Genomic DNA, 15,637 nt, shown 5'->3' on the forward strand with positions numbered 1-15,637 from the left:
TTTGTGAGGGATTTAAAATTAGTATTTCAAATTGGTCTATAATTTTAGATTATTCTGTTTTTAAGCGTTTTTTTTCTAGTTGTTCGGCGAGGCGTTTCTCGATAATGGGGGCGATTAAGGTTTTTCTAGAATTGGTTTTAAGAAACGGATATAATTCCAGCTCGTCTTTTATCTTGTCGTTTAGGTTGGGGTGCAGATTGCTTCCTAATAAGACTTCCTCATTATTATCAAATTGCTGCTGTTCTTGGCTTGCACTTTCTTTTATTTTACGTTGGATAGTTCCTTTTTTTAACTGTTCTAAAAAACCGCCCTGTGATTCAATGGCTTTAAATAGTTCTAAAGATTTTTCGGCGAGCTGTTGTGTTAAGCTTTCAATATAATAAGCGCCGTCGGCTGGATTATGCACTTTGTTAAAATAGCTTTCATGCTTTAAAATAAGCAATTGATTTCTGGCTATACGTTCACTAAATTCATTGTTTTTATGATAAATACTGTCGTACGGTAAATTGCAAATCGTATTTGCACCTCCTAGAATCGCGCTCATACACTCGGTTGTGCTGCGCAGCATATTAGTATTATAATCGTAAATGGTTTTGTTGCGTTTGCTAGGCAATGCAATAATATGGCAATCGGGATTAACTTGATATTCCTGGGCTAAAGTGTGCCACAACATTCGCAATGCTCTAATTTTTGCGATTTCGAAAAAATAATTTGTTCCTACCGAGATTTCAAAAACAACTTTTAGTGTCGATTTGTTTTCTTCTGTTATATGTTTTTCAATAGTATTTAAATACTCATTTGCATGCGCCAAACTATAAGCTAATTGTTGAACTATATTGGCGCCAGCATTTTGGTATAGGGCTCCATTAATGCCAAAGGTGTTGGTGTTTTTAACAATGCTTTTAAAGGCTTCGTGGTCGCTTTTTAAATTGTTAAACCAATTACCAGTTTTAGCTAAATGTCCTATAATATCTGTTTGTACATATAGTTTTACTGTTTTACCAGATGTTGAGGCAGGTTTGGTGTAATCTATAATACGATTAACGTAATCGTTGTTTAAGAACTGTAAATCAAAATATAAAAGGGTAGAGGTTGGCGTTATGTTTTTTAATAATTCTTCAATCGAAGTGTGCTCATTTGGAATGGTGAATTTAATACTTTCTGCACCTCTCTTAATCGCATCGAGAGCCTTTAAATTGGAATTCTTGACATTGGCAACAAATATAGATTGACAAACGTTCCACGAGGCTTCTTTTGTGTTTAAAAAAGATTCTGAACCTTCATTAAAATCGTCGGCATGATAAAAGGGTTTTACTGAGATCCCCTCGTTTGATGTCCAAATAAGGCTTTCGTTATAATCGGCTCCTTTTAGATCGAAATGAATTTTTTGTTTCCATTGTTTTGCAGAAACAGGATCGAAATCTTTAAACAAATGCTTAGTCATTGTCCTTGGTTTTTAAACTGTCTTCATATTCGATAATAAAAATTACTTCATTTTCTTTTTTCATATAATAGACTTCTCGGGCAAATCGCTCTAAACCTTCTTCGGTACTTAATTCTTTTATGGCTTTATTGTCTTTTTTTATTTCGCGGTTATAATAGTCTTTCTCGTTTTCTAAAGCATCGATTTCAGAATTTAATTCATGATGGATTAGCCATGAGTTGGCATCAAAGAAAAGCATCCATACGGCAAAACACACCAAAATAAGGACAAACCAATTTTTAAATGGTTTTAAATATCGATTGTTTTTAAACTTTAGCATTTACAATTTTTCGTTTATTATGGTTTTAACAATATTTACGGCAACGGTGTTGTATTTGTTGTTGGGTATTATAATATCGGCATATTCTTTCATGGGTTCAATAAATTGATCGTGCATGGGCTTTAAGGTGTTGAGGTAGCGCGAAAGCACTTCGTCGAGGTCTCTACCGCGTTCTTGAATATCGCGTTTTAGTCTGCGTATTAAACGCTCATCGGTATCGGTGTGTACAAATATTTTAATGTCGAATAGTTTTCTAAGCTCCGGATTTGTAAGTATTAAAATGCCTTCAACAATCATGACTTTTCTGGGGTGCGTTAAAATCGTGTCGCCTGTTCTGTTGTGTTTTACAAACGAATAGATTGGCTGATGAATGGGTACACCGGTTTTTAGTTGCTGTAAGTGATCAATTAATAAATCAAAATCTATAGAACGCGGATGATCAAAATTTATTTTAATACGTTCTTCGTAGGTTAAATGTGTGGTATCGCTGTAATAAGAGTCTTGCGATATAACACCCACCTCTCCTTCGGGAAGTTCGTTTAAAATTTGATTTACAACTGTTGTTTTTCCGCAGCCAGTACCGCCAGCAATTCCTATAATTAGCATTTATAAGGTGTTAATTTGATTTCAAAAAATAAACTCAAGTGCATCACAAATTTAAGATTATTTATTCGGAATTATTTTAACAATACCAACATTTTCTACACCAACATAAATATAACCATCTGGGCCTTGGCGCACACTGCGAACACGGCCAATACCATCAAGTAATCGTTCTTCTTCAATAACTTTATTATTTTTAATTACACATTTGTTAAGATATTGAAATTTTAAGGAGCCTACTAAAAGATGGCCTTTCCAATTGGGATATTTATTGCTCGTTATAAATGCCATACCACTTGGTGCGATAGACGGTGTCCAATGGTGAAGCGGTTGTTCCATCCCAGGCGCTTCGGTTAAATCGGTAAATGTTGTGCCACTATAATTGATGCCGTAGCTAATTACGGGCCAACCATAGTTTTTACCCGCTGCTATGATATTTATCTCGTCGCCACCTTTTGGACCATGTTCGTGTGTCCAAAGTTTACCAGTTTCGGGATGCTTTGTCATGCCTTGGATGTTGCGATGCCCGTATGAGTAAATGGCTTTTTTTGCATTTGGTCTATTTATAAACGGATTGTTGTTTGGTATGCTACCGTCATCATTTAATCGGTATACTTTTCCACCATCTCGTGTTATGTCTTGAGGGTTTAAATCTCGTTCTCCTCGGTCTCCAATGGTGAAGTATAAAAAACCGTCATTATCAAATGTTATTCGAGACCCAAAATGTTGCCCGCGTTCACTATTTGGTATAGCCTTGTATAGTATTTGAACATTGGATAGGGCATGGTCTTTAAGTTTGGCACGCGCAATGCTTGTATTTGCACCAGCGTTATTATCGTTTGATGAGGCGTAAGAGAAATACAGCCAGCCATTGTTTTTGTAGTCGGGATGTAATGTAATATCCATTAATCCGCCTTGACCAAGTACTTTTATTTTAGGCAAGCCAGAGATTTTCGTTTTTTTTCCATCTTTAAAATGGATGAGCTCTCCTAATTTTTCGGTAATGAGCATTGACCCATCGGGCAGAAAAACAAAGCCCCAAGGGATATTTAATTTAGGAACCACAGTTTCGTGGGTGTACTGGGTAACGACAGGGTTTTTGTCTTGTGCACATGCTGTTAAACTAACAGCAATTACAACGGAGATGAGAAATGATTTAATAGCCATGAGTATATCGATAAAAATATATTTACAATTTAGTCATAATAATTGTTTCTTTAAAAAGAAAAAGTATATATTTGCACTCGTTAAAAATAGATAACCTATTCGGGGTGTAGCGTAGCCCGGTTATCGCGCCGCGTTTGGGACGCGGAGGTCGCAGGTTCGAATCCTGCCACCCCGACAAATTATAGTATCAATCTATAACAAAAACCTGTTAATCGTATGATTATCAGGTTTTTTTTGGTTTTTAAGGAAATCAATTGAATTGATTTAATCCGTCAACAAAAGTCAACAAATCGGATAACAAAACCATTTTAACGTTTGTGTTGACCTAATTGTTAAAATCGCCTTTTTGGTTCGGTAATAAAATGTGTCTTTATAAGTGATTTGGCTTTCGTCTGACAACAATCTGATGTTAACTAAAAGACGAAACAAATGAAAACATCTAAAACCTTCAGTATTTTGTTCTGGGCGGATTTCGCTAGGGCAAAAGACAATCAAGCATCACTCTATGCCAGAATTACCGTAAACGGGCTACCATCAGCCTAAAGCGAAAGGTTTTTATTTCGGATTGGGATGCCCACCGAAATAGAGCTCGTGGAAACAGTCAAAAATCTAGGGTGCTCAACAGCTATTTGGATGAAACCTATACTTTTTTTTTGAGTGTTATCGGGAATTAAAAGCGGAACGTAAATTGATTACGGCACAAGCCGTTAAAGCAAGGAACCTTGGTGAAGATGATGATAACCGTTCCATTATGAATATCATCAACTACCACAATGAGGATATGGAGGGTAAGCTGAAATGGGGTGCTCAAAAGAATTACTTTACCACACAGCGTTATATTTCCAAATTCCTTCAAAAATCATATAGGACTACCGATAAGTACTTACAGGAACTCGATTATGATTTCATTATAAAGTTCGAGAAGTATTTACGCAACTATATTCCGGAGGACCATCAAAAACCGATGGGCAACAATACCGTGATGAAGCATATTGAACGTTTTAGGAAACTGATAAACTTATCCCATAAGTTGGGATGGATAGAGCGTGACTCATTTATCAATTTCAAATCAAATTTCATTAAAAAGGAACGTGGCTTTTTAAGTTTGGAAGAACTTCAAGCAATAGAAAACAAAGAATTTGGCATTCCAAGATTGGAATTGGTTAAGGATTTGTTCGTTTTCAGTTGCTATACGAGTTTAAGTTATATCGATGTTATCCATTTGACTGCGGATAATATATGTGTTGGAATCGATGGCGAACTTTGGAATTATTACAAACGGGAAAAAACGACAAAGCCCATAAGAATACCTTTGTTGCCAAAAGCACTACAAATTATTGAGAAATATAAGAGCAATCGCAAATCTATATCCCAAGGAAGTATATTTCCTAAAATATCCAATCAAAAACTAAATTCTTATTTAAAGGAAATTGCCGATGTCTGCGGTAATAAAAAAAATATCACATTTCACATCGCCAGGCATACGTTTGCAACAACAATTACCTTAAGTAATGGGATGCCAATTGAGACAGTTTCAAAACTGTTGGGCCACTCCCGAATATCTACCACTCAAATTTATGCCAAGGTCATTGAACGCAAAGTAAGTGATGATATGCAAAAGTTAAGAGCTCAATTCAACGAAATGGAAAACGAACCTGTCTCAAAAGCAGCCTTTAAAAAATAGTAACTATCTTAAAAGTAATAGAGAATGTTAGTTATAAATTTAAACAAGCGTGGGAGTTTGAATAATTTCGGGTATCACAAATAATTATTTAAAAAAACGTGCGTTTACTCTTGCGAGCAGGCTTTTACATTTGAAGACATTTGCTTCATTAAAGTTCAAATTTTACAATCTGTTCTTCGATTTCTGATTTACGTTGTTCCAATGTGGACTGTAAATGCGTAGTTACCAACTTGATTAAATTCGTGTTGGTCGTCTTGAATTCCAGATTACGTGAGTCCCTAATATGGAAGGAACTTGAACCGTCCTGATTTTAATTGAACTTTGTAAGCTCGTTCAATGTTTCCGTCAGCCGTTCACGTTGATTGGCCAAACCTCTCAATTTCTCAAACTTTTGAATTCTGTCATCCAAATTGATTACAGTTTTTTCAACTATTACTTTCTTTTCAGGAACAACGGTTTTACCAATTGCTTGTTCAGTTAACTTTCTTTGAACTTCCTTTTTGACGGTTGCAGTTTGTTTTTTTGCAGTTCCGTTTGACTTTGTTTTTGTTTCCATAATTAAATGATTTTAGATTAAACAATATTTGAGCATCACGCAAACGGAAAACAAAATTTTAGAGCGGGAAGGAAACGGAATAAATAAGCGATGGAAGAAGCGATGGCTTTATGCCGTCCCTTTTCCGAAAAATATTTTGTGACGTTTATATTTCGGAAATATTGTATGAATACTATTTATTACTATACTTTGTATAAAATGGTTTCCTTTTTAATAAAATTTGTTTAAAAATATCACAATACACAAACTATTAGTTTGTATATTTGAAGTAAAATAAACCCAATTGGTTTTTTTAAAGTTTAAAAAAAGTTTAAAACAAAAACTATTAGTTTGGAAAAAGAGCAAAAAATAAACTACCTTCTAAATTCCCAGCCTTCGGGAGCTGTGTATTTGAGTTCTTGGTTAATGGAAAACGGATTTTCCACACAATTGCTAAATCGCTATAAGAAGAGCAATTGGATATATTCCATAGGAACGGGTGCCTGGATGCGTATGGGCGATACACCTACTTATCAAGGAGCATTGTTTGCATTGCAGCAACAAGCTAACTTGAATATCCATCCTGGAGGAAAAACTGCTTTATCTTTATTGGGGAAAGCCCATTACCTGGAGCTATCCACAAAACAAATAACATTATTTGGCAGTAGTAAAGAAAAACTACCTGCTTGGTTCTCCAAATACGACTGGGGCTTAAAAATCAAATACTTTGGTTCTTCGTTTCTTCCGCCCAAAATAGGATTGCAAACCTTGGAACAGGGAGCTTTTAGCTTGTTGGTGTCCAACCCGGCAAGAGCCTTAATGGAATGCCTTTACCTAACGCCACAAAAACAAGAACTGGTCGAGTGCTACGAAATAATGGAAGGATTAAATAACCTCCGTCCAAAGCAGGTTCAGGAACTTCTGGAAAAATGCACTTCAATAAAAGTAAAACGTCTTTTTTTATATATGGCGGAAAAAGCGAAACACGATTGGTTTAAGTACATAGAATTGGAAAAAATAGACCTTGGAAAAGGGAAACGCTCCTTGCTGAAAGATGGTGTTTATATATCCAAATACCGTATCACTGTCCCTAAAATACTGGAAAATTATGAGTAATTATAAACATCAGGTTTCCTTATTGTTACAAGTATTGCCCGAAGTGGCGAAAGAACCTGTTTTTGCATTGCACGGAGGTACGGCCATCAATCTATTTGTAAGGGATATGCCCAGATTGTCCGTAGATATTGATTTGACCTACATCCCCATAGAAGATAGAAAAATGTCCTTTAAGAATATTATTGATGCCCTCGGCAGTATAAAAATAAAACTTGAAAAAATCCTGCCAAGAGCTGTAGTCTCATTGAAAAAGGAAACATTAAAACTTCAGATTTCTACTGTAAAAGCACAGATAAAAATAGAAGTGAATCAAATCAATAGAGGAATTATGGATGAAAAGGTAACGTTGATCTTATGCAAAAAAGCCCAAGAAGAATTTGATGTTTTCTGTACTGTTCCAGTAGTTTCCATAGGGCAATTGTACGGCGGAAAAATCTGTGCCGCTTTGGACCGCCAACACCCCAGAGATTTATTTGATGTCAAACATCTTTTGCAAAATGAAGGATTTACCAACGAAATTAAAAGGGGTTTTATGTTGTGCCTATTAAGTAGCAACCGTCCTTTAAACGAAATGTTACATCCCAATTTCATTGACCAAAGGGCAACTTTGCTAAACCAATTTGAAGGGATGAGTGCAGAGCCTTTTACTTATGAAGATTTTGAAAAGACTCGGAAGGAATTGGTACGTGTAATCCATCAAAACTTAACAGATAAGGACAAAGAGTTTATACTGGGTTTTAGCAAAGGAATACCCGATTGGAGCATATATGATTTTGAAAGATTCCCTTCTGTACAATGGAAGTTTCAGAACCTTATCAAACTTAAAAACGGTAATCCTTCAAAATATGAAGATATGCTTGCTTCATTGGAGAACGTATTGTTTTGATTAAATTATTTTACCATCGCAAATAAAAAAATGAAACTCGAAGAACAAATACAACTTATAAAATCCTTATTCAAAGGGCGTGACGATGTATTTGCATTGCGGTGGGAAAAGGGCAATAAAAACGGATATATGCCTGCCTATCATTACGACCCCTATATGTATCGCCTACACAAACAAAAAGGAGGGGCATTCAAAGATTATAAAGACAAAACCTATTTAAAACTAGACGGTCATCAATTATCAAAACATATTAAAGGCGAACAATTTATTGGGGTTTATCCGCTTTTAAAAGATAATACTTCTTGGTTTATTGTTGCCGATTTTGATAAAAAGGACTGGCAAAAACAATCAAAAAAAGCTGTTCAAATTTGTATAGGGAATAAGATTCCAGCTTATTTAGAACGTTCCCGTTCTGGAAACGGTGGACACGTATGGATATTTTTTGAACAGGCATACCCAGCTACAAAAAGTAGAAAAATTGTATTGAAGCTATTTGAGCAAGCAGGTATTTTTTCCGTATTTGACAAAAACACAAGTTTTGACAGATTGTTCCCAAATCAAGATTATTTATCAGGAAAAGGTTTTGGAAATCTGATAGCTCTTCCACTTCAAGGAGTAACCGTAAGAAATGGTAATTCTTGCTTTATCGACCCTGAAACATTTACTCATTATCAAAATCAATGGCAATTTTTTTAAAGACCATCAAAAAAGTTTCTACTGTTCATTTAGATAAAATTTTTGAAGAATTATCAGAACAAAAAAGCAACAGCAAAAACGTCTTAAAAAATAACGTTTCCTCTTCTGGGAAACTACATATTGTCTTAAAGAACAGTATAGTAATCCATCGAAATGGTTTAACTCAGCCAATAGTTAATTTCTTTAAAGAGCACTTAAATTTTTTCAATGCTGATTATGCGATTAAAAAGAAAACAGGAAGAAGTACTTGGAAAACAGAGCGTTATTTTAAACTTATTAATGAAACCGAAAATACTATTGAAATCCCAAAAGGGTTTATCGGGAAACTGATTCGGTACTGTAACCAGCAACATATTGATTATGAGTTCTTAGACCAAAGAAAACGGTTGAACAATGTGGAGTTTTTATCTTCAATTCAATTATTAAAACACCAATTTCATCCTGTGGAGATAGCATCAAAAAAAGATTTCGGGATTATTGTCGCTCCGCCAGGTTCGGGAAAAACTATCGTTGGACTAAAAATTATTGAACAAAAGCAACAGCCTGCATTAATCATTACCCATCGAAAGCAGATTGCGGAGCAATGGATAAGCAGGATTGAAGCCTTTTTTGGTATTCCAAAAAGGGAAATTGGCAAAATTGGTCAGGGAAAAATGAAAATTGGCAAGCACATAACGGTGGCATTAATCCAAACATTGGCAAAGAAATTGGCCGACGAGAACGATGCTGAAAAACTGGCATTTTCCTTTGGTACCGTTATTATCGATGAATGCCACCATATTCCGGCTAAATCTTTTCGGGAAATCATACATCAACTCGCTCCCTATTATCAATATGGGCTAACAGCAACAGCTTTTCGGAAAAACAATGATGAAAAACTATTGTTCGTTTATTTGGGAAATATCATTTCTGAAATCAGACCCCAAGAAATAGAACATTTCAAAAAAGCAAGAGTTGTAATTAGAGAAACCAATCTCAACGTTCCCTTTAACTCAATAACTGACCATTTTGAAACACTTTCAAAAATATTGATCCACGATTCTGAAAGGAATAAACTGATTTTAAACGATATTGAAAATGAAATAAATAATGGTAGAAAAGCAGTAATCATCACGGAGCGAAAGGAACATGTTCAAACACTGTATCAATATCTTAAAAACCGTTTTGAAATTATTCCAATTTCAGGTGAAGATAACAACGTTTCCCGAAAGGAAAAGTGGAAAAGTATTGAGCAAGAAAATTACCAAGCCATTATAACTACTGGGCAATTCTTTGGAGAAGGTGTGGATATTAAAAGTGCCTCTTGTTTGTTTTTGGTCTATCCTTTTTCGTTTAAGGGAAAACTGATTCAATATATTGGAAGAGTTCAACGCTCTGAATTGACTCCTATTATTTATGATTATCGAGACAAACAAATTCCGCACTTAAATAAACTCTTTTTAAAGCGGAATACATACTATCGGAATCTGGACCGTCAAGCGACATTATTTGATGATTTAAAAGAAACTATTGAAGACAAGCCAAGGCAAAGTGATATTGATAAAGTCGTAAAAATTCCAATTAATGATTTAGATTTTCACTACGGAATGGTCTGTTTTTCATATAAAGTGTCAAACCAGACCTCGCTCGAATTTGAAATCGAGAATGAAGAAATGCTACCTGAATTTGAAGTGTTGAAACCCTATTTCTCAAAAATTTTAAATTCTAAATCGATTAGCGTTCACGTTCAGGTAGGATATGAAAACGGTGTCATTGTTTCACAGATTGCTACTTCAGAAGCCATTGACCGTATTAATAAAGAAATAGTGGATAGTGTAAAATTTCAATTTATTGAACAACGTTTTATCAAAAATCAAAAACCTAGAAATGAAGAGAATCCAGAAGAAGTTTCCAAAACGATTGGAACTTTCTTTGGTTCGGATGACAATCTTTTGAAAACGCTTTTGAAAAATAACAGTTATATCCACCAAAAACAGCTTTTGTTCTTAGCAAAGCACCATCAATATAAAAAGCTGAAAATCAGATTTGTTTTGTACCCGTTTTCGTTTGTATTCTTATTGGAAGGCATACAAAAATATCATATCGTTTTAGAAACTTTAGATACTAAGGAAGCTACCTATGTTTGGCACCTTTCCAAAGGATCCACTAAATTCAAAAAAGAATTAGAATCAATAAATCAGAAATTGAATTGGATTCGCAACAATGGACGTCAATCGTTTTTGGAAACCAAAAGTGAAAATTTCAGTAAAATCATTCACTACTATAATGAAGATACAAAAGGATTCTATAAATGGAAGAATGCTTTGGAGGAGCGGTTGGCGTAACAGTGATGCTTCTATGGCATGATATAACCGATAGGTGTTCGTATAGTATATTGAGAAGGAAGGGTTGTCTTTCAGGAATATTGTATAGAAGCTCCTAATTTATAATCTAGTTTAGGATATGAAATATTATAAAATTTGCTACTAAATAGATTGTTTTAATAGTTAACAAATTATATATTTGCACCGTCAGAAAGTAAAGCATTTTACTTTAGGTCATTTATAGTATCGTCAACAAATCGGCTAACAGTTAAGTTTCGAAAACTGTAACTGATCGATATATAAAGCATTGCGGGGTAGGGTTCAAACTCTGCCACCCCGACAAAAAGGGTCAGGTTAATTTCTTGGGGATTAAGCAAATAATTTGTGCAATCTAAAGAGGAAAAAAGTGGTATCTGTTACGCCTCTTAAGTTAGCTCTAAATAATTTGATCTTTGCATTAAAAGACTCTGCATTAGCATTTGTACTTCTGTTATTAAAGAAGTTTAGTATGTTATCAAAATTTGCCCTTACCGTATTAGCTGTGGTATAAAATGTTTCTAACTTCTGTTCAAATGTATCTTCAATCCATTTGTCAAAACGTTCTTTAGCCATTAACTTATCTGTACATTCATAAACACTTCTATAGAGGTCAGTATTTAAATACGTATCTTTAAGTCTATTAAATATATCAAAATATGGACATATTCAAAGGTCAAAATCTTCTAGGATCAAGTCCAAAAGTTGTGTTTAAGCAAATATTGTTATTAATCTATAGAGGAAGAATTCTACGTTTTTCACACCTCTAAACGGATCAAGTCCAAAAGTTGTGTTTAAGCAAAAATTCGCGCCTATCGATAAAGGAAAATCCTATATTTATACACCTCTACACCATGTTCTAAAAGCTTTTATTTATGTGTTTGTTAAAGCGGTTTCTTTACGACGGGTCTCAATAGTGTTATAGTTATCGCTTGAATAATAGGGCACAATAAAAAAGTCGTCTTTATCATTTAAAATTCTAACTTTTACACCATAAAGCTGTTCTAAATGACGTTCAGTTAAAATTTTCTTACAGCCTTCAGCATATAATTTACCGTTTTGAAGCATTAAATATTTATCGGCATACTTTGTTGCCAAATTAATGTCATGAAGGGTCACAATAATGGTAATACCTTTATTGGACAATGATTTTAACAACTCCATAATTTCTAATTGATGCTTTACGTCTAAAGCAGAAGTGGGCTCATCTAGCAGTAAAATTTTAGGTTCTTGAGCAATAGCTCTTGCAATATAAACCATTTGTTGTTGGCCACCACTTAATGCGCTAATATCTTTCATCGCTATTTTTTCTAACTTTAAAGACTTTATAACATCTGAGACAATGGCGTAGTCTCTATCTGATGGTTTCCACGAAATATATGGTTTTCTCCCTGAAAGTATCATATCAAAAACCTTTATTCCTGTAACCTTAACCTCATTTTGTGGGACATAGGCAATCTTTTTGGCAAGGTCTAAATGCGAATATTGCGCTACTGGTTTTCCTTCAACTTCTACATAACCCGATTGGGGGTTTAGTATTTTGTTCATACATTTCATCAAAGTACTTTTGCCAGATCCATTTGGTCCAAATAGCACTACGAATTCTCCTTGATTAATTTCGGTAGTGATACCTTTTAAAATTTGAGCACTCGGATAAGAAAACTCTAAATCGTTTATTAAAACTTTCATATTCTGTTTATTTTCCATAGCCTCTAATTAATAAAAAGATGAATAATGGGGCCCCTATGAAGGACGTGATAATACCAACGGGTAAAATTACAGGTGAAATAATTGTTCTTGCAAAGGTGTCTGCCAAAAGTAATAACAGACTTCCAAATATTGCCGATGCTGGAATTAAATAGGCCTCGTGATTGCCAATAATGCGTCTCATAATGTGTGGTACAACTAATCCAATAAAACCTATTATTCCGTAAAAAGCAACGGTAAAAGCTGTAATTAAAGAGGCAATTACCATACCAGTTAGTCGTATTCTTTCTGGATTTACACCCAAGCTTTTGGCATAATCGTCTCCTGTTTTTAAGGAATTATAGCTCCAACTATTTTTTAAGAAATACAATAAGGCAGGAATCAAAAATACTAAAATTAATGTAATATCATCCCAAGAGGCGCGACCTAAGTCTCCAAAACTCCAAAACATAATGGATGCCAATTGGACATCGTTTGCAAAAAATTGTAAGGCCGATATACCAGCACTAAAAAGTGAGCTTAAAATCACCCCTGAAAGAATAATGACCTCCGGATTTGCTTGTCGGATTCTCGATAATAAAACAATAACCGCGATACTTACCAAACTCCAAATAAAGGCTGAAGCTGCAACAATATATTGGTTGTCTATGATAACCGCATCAGCAGCACTGCTAAACGTACTTCCTGCACCTAAAAACATGATAGCAAAAGCCGCGCCAAAAGCAGCAGACGAAGAAATACCTAAGGTAAATGGCGATGCTAAAGGGTTTCTTAATAAACTTTGAGAAACTGCTCCAGAGACAGCTAGAGCCGTACCCGTTATAATAGCAGCAATAATTCGTGGTAAGCGTATTCTGGTAATGACTTGGCTGGTAACACTGTCTTCATCACTTGTCCAAAATTCTTTTAAATTCTCCCAAGTAATCTCAAAAGACCCCAATAACATGGCTATTTGAACTACAAGAAAAGTAATGACAACCAATCCTAAAATAATAAAAATTCTTTTTTTATTATATTTCTTATAGTCTTTTATAAATTGTTGCTCCATAATTATATTAACTACTTTCTATATGCTTATTTATTAGGCGGCGTAAAATACTCTTTAAATTGCTGGTTTGAAATTTTCTCACAAAAAATAATGTTGAAATGTATTGAGTTTTCTATCATAACCATTGGGTATATTCTTTGAGGTATTCGGTTTTATTTATAAGAGATTATTCATTTGAGGCGTTTTAAAACAATCTTTTACTAATCGTAAAGATTTTCGGTTAAAACCTGCTTATAAACAATATCAAATTCATTTAAATCTATGTCTTTTAAATAAAAGTTTCCTAAAATTTGTTTTACCTTTTTATCAATATCGATATCTTTAAATTTTTCTGGATACAAGGTTTTAGCAACATACCACGAATTTATTAATGCATAATCATAACTTACACTATTGTTAATGTATCTAGGTATTATATATACATTTCCATTTTTCACTGCTTTTAAGGTGTTGTGCAATAATGAATTAGGTTGCATTTCTTTTTCGGCCAAATTCCAGCCATCAGAATCTATAAAAATATAGTCGGGATTCCATTCTATTATTTTCTCAATATCTACCATTATTGGTCGGTTTTTTAATTGCCCATTTTCCAAGCCGGCAACCACATTCTTAGAATGGGTTAGAACAAACGGTGTAAAATCGGTTCTTGTAGATGTAATACCATGTGAGCCGTTATAAGAAAGCCCACCTGCATATACCGTTGGTTTATTTTCTTCGGCTACGGTGCTCGTTCTTTTTTCTATGTCGTCCATTTCATTTTGGATGAAATCAATAAGTTGCACAGCACGTTCATTTTTATCAAGCACTTTACCTACGATGGTGATGGTGTTGTAAATTTTATCGTTTTCTGAGCCTAATTCACCGTTTTCTATGGCCACTACAGGTATCCCTGTTTTTTGTTGTAAGTCGTCTACTTTTTGTTTGGCCGATGGTACCGTAATAAAAATGACATCTGGTTTTGCCTTCATAATTAATTCGGCATCGCCACCAGGTTGCGGACCAATTACAGGAATTTCTTTAATTTCTGGAAATGCCAAATTATAAGGTCTTGTGGTTCTTCGCTCCGTTTCTTCTATGCCTACCACATTGGGTATGGCATCGAAATAACTTAAAAAACGCATAGAACCCGCATTAACACCGATTAGTTTGGTGACCTTTTTGGGTATTTCTACCTTTCGGCCTAAAACATCTTCAATTATTATGGTTTCTTTTTGTGTAGATGTCGTGTTTTTTTTACATTGAAAAGAAACGAGAACGACTACTAGTAAAACGGTAATTTTAATAAATTTCATTTTTTAAAATTTTATTTTAACGATTCCAGAAAATGTTCTTGGAGCGCCATATAAATAAGCGGTACCTCCTTTTTTGGTTTCTCGTGGCTGGAGGTAATCACGTTTGCTATGATGCTTACCTGTCCATGTTAATAATTTAATTGATATTTAAAATATTGTTTTAGAAATCCCAGTTATAAAGCACGAGTTTCTATTGTGTACTATGACATCTTAAATTAAAACAGCAAGGCAAAAAAAAGTGTTTGTATAGATTTTGTTATTATTAATTTTCTGGTCTACACTCTTAGTTATATTTTTTTATTAATTCGTAATATTCAGCAAATATAGATGCTATTTTGATTTTAAAAAAATAACATCTTATTTATTCAACTTTTACATCAACATTTAAATCATTTCACTCCTACATTTTTTAATGTTTTACATTGAAAAGATTATCATGTCGATTAGCTTTATTTAGTTGTAAATCTGGCTTAAGACAAACAATAAAGCAACTAGTACACGAGGGTGTTCTGTTTTGAGGTTATTATTTGGAAGCTTGTAAGCTATTAGTGCTTATTCCTCTAGGTGGTTTTCTGCATTATGGACTCATAGGGTTGCGTCTAATCGTTAGAATTAGAAGCCTTAAAAATGTAGTGATGTTAATTTGGTATAACTAAATACATATCACCCAAGCCAAATTTATAGAAATAGAAATTTTGTTGTTATTATTGATGTTTTCGCGGCCCGTTTTGATGTTTGTTCTCTTATAGACATCATAAATTATATCAATAAAATTTGAACACCAAAACACCGCGGCATGAG

Annotated in this window: 14 protein-coding genes and 1 tRNA gene; 6 read left to right on the forward strand and 9 right to left on the reverse strand. The window is 34.3% G+C overall.

Going from position 1 to position 15,637, the window contains the following annotated elements:
- Window positions 1-49: 49 nt before the first annotated feature.
- Genes FEZ18_RS10850 through FEZ18_RS10865 form a run of 4 tightly spaced genes read right to left on the reverse strand, consistent with a single transcriptional unit; the run spans window position 50 to window position 3,533 of the window.
- Window positions 50-1,444, reverse strand: a complete 1,395-nt coding sequence (locus FEZ18_RS10850; RefSeq protein ID WP_153268338.1) for a methylmalonyl-CoA mutase subunit beta — start codon at window positions 1,442-1,444, stop codon at window positions 50-52.
- Window positions 1,437-1,763 carry an FtsB family cell division protein gene (locus FEZ18_RS10855; RefSeq protein ID WP_153268339.1) on the reverse strand — a complete coding sequence of 109 codons (327 nt, stop codon included), beginning with the start codon at window positions 1,761-1,763 and terminating at the stop codon, window positions 1,437-1,439. The genes FEZ18_RS10850 and FEZ18_RS10855 overlap by 8 nt, the downstream gene beginning before the upstream one ends.
- Window positions 1,764-2,369, reverse strand: a complete 606-nt coding sequence (gene udk / locus FEZ18_RS10860; protein WP_153268340.1) for a uridine kinase — start codon at window positions 2,367-2,369, stop codon at window positions 1,764-1,766.
- Window positions 2,370-2,426: 57 nt separating this feature from the next.
- Entirely contained in the window at window positions 2,427-3,533 is a 1,107-nt protein-coding gene (locus tag FEZ18_RS10865; protein WP_153268341.1) for a PQQ-dependent sugar dehydrogenase, read from the reverse strand.
- Between the two features lie 100 nt (window positions 3,534-3,633).
- On the opposite strand from FEZ18_RS10865, the gene FEZ18_RS10870 reads away from it, so the two are divergent.
- Both FEZ18_RS10870 and FEZ18_RS14870 read left to right on the forward strand, forming a co-directional pair.
- Window positions 3,634-3,708: transfer RNA gene (locus FEZ18_RS10870), tRNA-Pro, on the forward strand.
- Window positions 3,709-4,221: 513 nt separating this feature from the next.
- Complete coding sequence (locus tag FEZ18_RS14870) at window positions 4,222-5,217, forward strand: site-specific integrase (protein WP_317164438.1); 996 nt, start codon at window positions 4,222-4,224, stop codon at window positions 5,215-5,217.
- Between the two features lie 310 nt (window positions 5,218-5,527).
- On the opposite strand, the gene FEZ18_RS14725 is transcribed toward FEZ18_RS14870, so the two are convergent.
- On the reverse strand, window positions 5,528-5,773 hold the full coding sequence (locus tag FEZ18_RS14725) for a hypothetical protein (RefSeq protein WP_228122717.1): 246 nt from the start codon (window positions 5,771-5,773) through the stop codon (window positions 5,528-5,530).
- A 330-nt stretch (window positions 5,774-6,103) separates the two neighbouring features.
- Here FEZ18_RS14725 and FEZ18_RS10885 point away from each other — a divergent pair, with 330 nt between their 5' ends.
- Genes FEZ18_RS10885 through FEZ18_RS10895 form a run of 4 tightly spaced genes read left to right on the forward strand, consistent with a single transcriptional unit; the run spans window position 6,104 to window position 10,774 of the window.
- Window positions 6,104-6,868: a type IV toxin-antitoxin system AbiEi family antitoxin gene (locus FEZ18_RS10885; protein WP_228122719.1), complete on the forward strand. Its 765-nt coding sequence runs from the start codon at window positions 6,104-6,106 to the stop codon at window positions 6,866-6,868.
- Window positions 6,861-7,754 (forward strand): nucleotidyl transferase AbiEii/AbiGii toxin family protein, encoded by an 894-nt coding sequence (locus FEZ18_RS10890; RefSeq protein WP_153268343.1) that lies wholly within the window; start codon window positions 6,861-6,863, stop codon window positions 7,752-7,754. Before FEZ18_RS10885 ends, FEZ18_RS10890 begins: the two co-directional genes overlap by 8 nt.
- Window positions 7,755-7,784: 30 nt before the next feature.
- Window positions 7,785-8,450: a TOTE conflict system archaeo-eukaryotic primase domain-containing protein gene (locus tag FEZ18_RS14730; protein ID WP_228122721.1), complete on the forward strand. Its 666-nt coding sequence runs from the start codon at window positions 7,785-7,787 to the stop codon at window positions 8,448-8,450.
- A complete protein-coding gene (locus FEZ18_RS10895) occupies window positions 8,435-10,774 on the forward strand; it encodes a DEAD/DEAH box helicase (RefSeq protein WP_228122723.1) in 2,340 nt (779 codons plus the stop codon). Before FEZ18_RS14730 ends, FEZ18_RS10895 begins: the two co-directional genes overlap by 16 nt.
- A 348-nt stretch (window positions 10,775-11,122) precedes the next feature.
- Here FEZ18_RS10895 and FEZ18_RS10900 read toward each other — a convergent pair whose 3' ends face one another.
- The 4 genes from FEZ18_RS10900 to FEZ18_RS10915 form a co-directional block, all read right to left on the reverse strand.
- On the reverse strand, window positions 11,123-11,458 hold the full coding sequence (locus FEZ18_RS10900) for a transposase (protein ID WP_153268344.1): 336 nt from the start codon (window positions 11,456-11,458) through the stop codon (window positions 11,123-11,125).
- Window positions 11,459-11,662: 204 nt separating this feature from the next.
- Window positions 11,663-12,478 (reverse strand): ABC transporter ATP-binding protein, encoded by an 816-nt coding sequence (locus tag FEZ18_RS10905; RefSeq protein ID WP_194269472.1) that lies wholly within the window; start codon window positions 12,476-12,478, stop codon window positions 11,663-11,665.
- A gap of 7 nt (window positions 12,479-12,485) precedes the next feature.
- On the reverse strand, window positions 12,486-13,544 hold the full coding sequence (locus tag FEZ18_RS10910; protein WP_153268346.1) for a FecCD family ABC transporter permease: 1,059 nt from the start codon (window positions 13,542-13,544) through the stop codon (window positions 12,486-12,488).
- Window positions 13,545-13,744: 200 nt separating this feature from the next.
- The gene (locus FEZ18_RS10915) at window positions 13,745-14,836 is read right to left on the reverse strand and encodes an iron ABC transporter substrate-binding protein (RefSeq protein ID WP_153268347.1); all 1,092 of its coding nucleotides are present in this window, start codon (window positions 14,834-14,836) and stop codon (window positions 13,745-13,747) included.
- Window positions 14,837-15,637: the final 801 nt, after the last annotated feature.

Source organism: Oceanihabitans sp. IOP_32 (assembly GCF_009498295.1).
In the GTDB taxonomy this organism is placed as follows: domain Bacteria; phylum Bacteroidota; class Bacteroidia; order Flavobacteriales; family Flavobacteriaceae; genus Wocania; species Wocania indica.